The sequence below is a fragment of the Streptococcus mitis genome, assembly GCF_946190325.1.
GTDB classification, from domain to species: domain Bacteria; phylum Bacillota; class Bacilli; order Lactobacillales; family Streptococcaceae; genus Streptococcus; species Streptococcus mitis_CF.
On record NZ_CAMHZR010000015.1, the window covers coordinates 1 to 5,231 of the forward strand.

At 49.6% G+C, this 5,231-nt stretch carries 2 tRNA genes and 3 rRNA genes; all 5 read left to right on the top strand.

Annotated features, from left to right (window positions below):
- The first annotated feature begins 29 nt into the window (after positions 1-29).
- Positions 30-101 (top strand) — tRNA-Glu (locus tag N8M95_RS09000).
- A 241-nt stretch (positions 102-342) separates the two neighbouring features.
- Positions 343-1,888, top strand: a 16S ribosomal RNA gene (locus tag N8M95_RS09005).
- Positions 1,889-1,939: 51 nt separating this feature from the next.
- Positions 1,940-2,012: transfer RNA gene (locus tag N8M95_RS09010), tRNA-Ala, on the top strand.
- 124 nt (positions 2,013-2,136) lie between these two features.
- Positions 2,137-5,038 (top strand): 23S ribosomal RNA (locus N8M95_RS09015).
- A 76-nt stretch (positions 5,039-5,114) separates the two neighbouring features.
- Positions 5,115-5,230: ribosomal RNA gene (rrf, locus tag N8M95_RS09020) — 5S ribosomal RNA — on the top strand.
- Together the 16S, 23S and 5S rRNA genes with 2 tRNA genes alongside form the textbook arrangement of a ribosomal RNA operon.
- Position 5,231: the final 1 nt, after the last annotated feature.

A 5,231-nucleotide genomic window follows, 5' to 3' on the forward strand; every position in this document is an offset into this window, starting at 1 on the left:
GTATAATAGTAAGAGTTGAAAACAACTCTGGTCCGTTGGTCAAGGGGTTAAGACACCGCCTTTTCACGGCGGTAACACGGGTTCGAATCCCGTACGGACTATGGTATGTTGCAGTTGAGGCACTTGATGAAAAAGTTTTAAAAAAGTTTCAAAAAAGTGTTGACAAGCGAAAGCGACTGTGATATACTAATATAGTTGTCGCTTGAGAGAAGCAAGTGACAAAGACCTTTGAAAACTGAACAAGACGAACCAATGTGCAGGGCGCTACAACAATTGTTGTAGTACTGAACAATGAAAAAACAATAAATCTGTCAGTGACAGAAATGAGTGAGAACTCAAACTTTTAATGAGAGTTTGATCCTGGCTCAGGACGAACGCTGGCGGCGTGCCTAATACATGCAAGTAGAACGCTGAAGGAGGAGCTTGCTCTTCTGGATGAGTTGCGAACGGGTGAGTAACGCGTAGGTAACCTACCTGGTAGCGGGGGATAACTATTGGAAACGATAGCTAATACCGCATAAGAGTAGATGTTGCATGACATTTGCTTAAAAGGTGCAATTGCATCACTACCAGATGGACCTGCGTTGTATTAGCTAGTTGGTGGGGTAACGGCTCACCAAGGCGACGATACATAGCCGACCTGAGAGGGTGATCGGCCACACTGGGACTGAGACACGGCCCAGACTCCTACGGGAGGCAGCAGTAGGGAATCTTCGGCAATGGACGGAAGTCTGACCGAGCAACGCCGCGTGAGTGAAGAAGGTTTTCGGATCGTAAAGCTCTGTTGTAAGAGAAGAACGAGTGTGAGAGTGGAAAGTTCACACTGTGACGGTATCTTACCAGAAAGGGACGGCTAACTACGTGCCAGCAGCCGCGGTAATACGTAGGTCCCGAGCGTTGTCCGGATTTATTGGGCGTAAAGCGAGCGCAGGCGGTTAGATAAGTCTGAAGTTAAAGGCTGTGGCTTAACCATAGTACGCTTTGGAAACTGTTTAACTTGAGTGCAAGAGGGGAGAGTGGAATTCCATGTGTAGCGGTGAAATGCGTAGATATATGGAGGAACACCGGTGGCGAAAGCGGCTCTCTGGCTTGTAACTGACGCTGAGGCTCGAAAGCGTGGGGAGCAAACAGGATTAGATACCCTGGTAGTCCACGCCGTAAACGATGAGTGCTAGGTGTTAGACCCTTTCCGGGGTTTAGTGCCGTAGCTAACGCATTAAGCACTCCGCCTGGGGAGTACGACCGCAAGGTTGAAACTCAAAGGAATTGACGGGGGCCCGCACAAGCGGTGGAGCATGTGGTTTAATTCGAAGCAACGCGAAGAACCTTACCAGGTCTTGACATCCCTCTGACCGCTCTAGAGATAGAGTTTTCCTTCGGGACAGAGGTGACAGGTGGTGCATGGTTGTCGTCAGCTCGTGTCGTGAGATGTTGGGTTAAGTCCCGCAACGAGCGCAACCCCTATTGTTAGTTGCCATCATTCAGTTGGGCACTCTAGCGAGACTGCCGGTAATAAACCGGAGGAAGGTGGGGATGACGTCAAATCATCATGCCCCTTATGACCTGGGCTACACACGTGCTACAATGGCTGGTACAACGAGTCGCAAGCCGGTGACGGCAAGCTAATCTCTTAAAGCCAGTCTCAGTTCGGATTGTAGGCTGCAACTCGCCTACATGAAGTCGGAATCGCTAGTAATCGCGGATCAGCACGCCGCGGTGAATACGTTCCCGGGCCTTGTACACACCGCCCGTCACACCACGAGAGTTTGTAACACCCGAAGTCGGTGAGGTAACCGTAAGGAGCCAGCCGCCTAAGGTGGGATAGATGATTGGGGTGAAGTCGTAACAAGGTAGCCGTATCGGAAGGTGCGGCTGGATCACCTCCTTTCTAAGGATAAGGAACTGCGCATTGGTCTTGTTTAGTCTTGAGAGGTCTTGTGGGGCCTTAGCTCAGCTGGGAGAGCGCCTGCTTTGCACGCAGGAGGTCAGCGGTTCGATCCCGCTAGGCTCCATTGGTGAGAGATCACCAAGTAATGCACATTGAAAATTGAATATCTATATCAAATAGTAACAAGAAAATAAACCGAAAACGCTGTAGTATTAATAAGAGTTTATGACTGAAAGGTCAAAAAATAAGGTTAAGTTAATAAGGGCGCACGGTGGATGCCTTGGCACTAGGAGCCGAAGAAGGACGTGACAAACGACGATATGCCTTGGGTAGCTGTAAGTAAGCGATGATCCAGGGATTTCCGAATGGGGGAACCCAACAGGTACTACCTGTTACCCGCATCTGTTAAGGATGTGAGGAGGAAGACGCAGTGAACTGAAACATCTAAGTAGCTGCAGGAAGAGAAAGCAAAAGCGATTGCCTTAGTAGCGGCGAGCGAAACGGCAGGAGGGCAAACCGAAGAGTTTACTCTTCGGGGTTGTAGGACTGCAATGTGGACTCAAAGATTATAGAAGAATGATTTGGGAAGATCAGCCAAAGAGAGTAATAGCCTCGTATTTAAAATAGTCTTTGTACCTAGCAGTATCCTGAGTACGGCGGGACACGTGAAATCCCGTCGGAATCTGGGAGGACCATCTCCCAACCCTAAATACTCCCTAGTGACCGATAGTGAACCAGTACCGTGAGGGAAAGGTGAAAAGCACCCCGGGAGGGGAGTGAAATAGAACCTGAAACCGTGTGCCTACAACAAGTTCGAGCCCGTTAATGGGTGAGAGCGTGCCTTTTGTAGAATGAACCGGCGAGTTACGTTATGATGCGAGGTTAAGTTGAAGAGACGGAGCCGTAGGGAAACCGAGTCTGAATAGGGCGCCTTAGTATCATGACGTAGACCCGAAACCATGTGACCTACCCATGAGCAGGTTGAAGGTGCGGTAAGACGCACTGGAGGACCGAACCAGGGCACGTTGAAAAGTGCTTGGATGACTTGTGGGTAGCGGAGAAATTCCAAACGAACTTGGAGATAGCTGGTTCTCTCCGAAATAGCTTTAGGGCTAGCGTCGACATTAGAGATTCTTGGAGGTAGAGCACTGTTTGGGTGAGGGGTCCATCCCGGATTACCAATCTCAGATAAACTCCGAATGCCAATGAATTATGGTCGGCAGTCAGACTGCGAGTGCTAAGATCCGTAGTCGAAAGGGAAACAGCCCAGACCACCAGCTAAGGTCCCAAAATAATTGTTAAGTGGAAAAGGATGTGGGGTTGCACAGACAACTAGGATGTTAGCTTAGAAGCAGCTATTCATTCAAAGAGTGCGTAATAGCTCACTAGTCGAGTGACCCTGCGCCGAAAATGTACCGGGGCTAAAACAATTTACCGAAGCTGTGGATACCTTTATAGGTATGGTAGGAGAGCGTTCTATGTGTGATGAAGGTGTACCGTGAGGAGTGCTGGAACGCATAGAAGTGAGAATGCCGGTATGAGTAGCGAAAGACAGGTGAGAATCCTGTCCACCGTAAGACTAAGGTTTCCAGGGGAAGGCTCGTCCGCCCTGGGTTAGTCGGGACCTAAGGAGAGACCGAAAGGTGTATCCGATGGACAACAGGTTGATATTCCTGTACTAGAGTATGTAGTGATGGAGGGACGCAGTAGGCTAACTAAAGCAGACGATTGGAAGTGTCTGTCTAAGCAGTGAGGTGTGAACTGAGTCAAATGCTTAGTTCTATAACATTGAGCTGTGATGGGGAGCGAAGTTTAGTAGCGAAGTTAGTGACGTCACACTGCCAAGAAAAGCTTCTAGCGTTTAAACATACTCTACCCGTACCGCAAACCGACACAGGTAGTCGAGGCGAGTAGCCTCAGGTGAGCGAGAGAACTCTCGTTAAGGAACTCGGCAAAATGACCCCGTAACTTCGGGAGAAGGGGTGCTGACTTTACGTCAGCCGCAGTGAATAGGCCCAAGCAACTGTTTATCAAAAACACAGCTCTCTGCTAAATCGTAAGATGATGTATAGGGGGTGACGCCTGCCCGGTGCTGGAAGGTTAAGAGGAGTGCTTAGCATAAGCGAAGGTATGAATTGAAGCCCCAGTAAACGGCGGCCGTAACTATAACGGTCCTAAGGTAGCGAAATTCCTTGTCGGGTAAGTTCCGACCCGCACGAAAGGCGTAATGATTTGGGCACTGTCTCAACGAGAGACTCGGTGAAATTTTAGTACCTGTGAAGATGCAGGTTACCCGCGACAGGACGGAAAGACCCCATGGAGCTTTACTGCAGTTTGATATTGAGTGTCTGTACCACATGTACAGGATAGGTAGGAGTCTAAGAGATCGGGACGCCAGTTTCGAAGGAGACGTTGTTGGGATACTACCCTTGTGTTATGGCCACTCTAACCCGGATAGGTGATCCCTATCGGAGACAGTGTCTGACGGGCAGTTTGACTGGGGCGGTCGCCTCCTAAAAGGTAACGGAGGCGCCCAAAGGTTCCCTCAGAATGGTTGGAAATCATTCGCAGAGTGTAAAGGTATAAGGGAGCTTGACTGCGAGAGCTACAACTCGAGCAGGGACGAAAGTCGGGCTTAGTGATCCGGTGGTTCCGTATGGAAGGGCCATCGCTCAACGGATAAAAGCTACCCTGGGGATAACAGGCTTATCTCCCCCAAGAGTTCACATCGACGGGGAGGTTTGGCACCTCGATGTCGGCTCGTCGCATCCTGGGGCTGTAGTCGGTCCCAAGGGTTGGGCTGTTCGCCCATTAAAGCGGCACGCGAGCTGGGTTCAGAACGTCGTGAGACAGTTCGGTCCCTATCCGTCGCGGGCGTAGGAAATTTGAGAGGATCTGCTCCTAGTACGAGAGGACCAGAGTGGACTTACCGCTGGTGTACCAGTTGTCTTGCCAAAGGCATCGCTGGGTAGCTATGTAGGGAAGGGATAAACGCTGAAAGCATCTAAGTGTGAAACCCACCTCAAGATGAGATTTCCCATGATTTTATATCAGTAAGAGCCCTGAGAGATGATCAGGTAGATAGGTTAGAAGTGGAAGTGTGGCGACACATGTAGCGGACTAATACTAATAGCTCGAGGACTTATCCAAAGTAACTGAGAATACGAAAGCGTATAGTTTTCTTGGTTTGAATAGATATTCAATTTTGAGTAGGTATTACTCAGAGTTAAGTGACGATAGCCTAGGAGATACACCTGTACCCATGCCGAACACAGAAGTTAAGCCCTAGAACGCCGGAAGTAGTTGGGGGTTGCCCCCTGTGAGATATGGAAGTCGCTTAGCT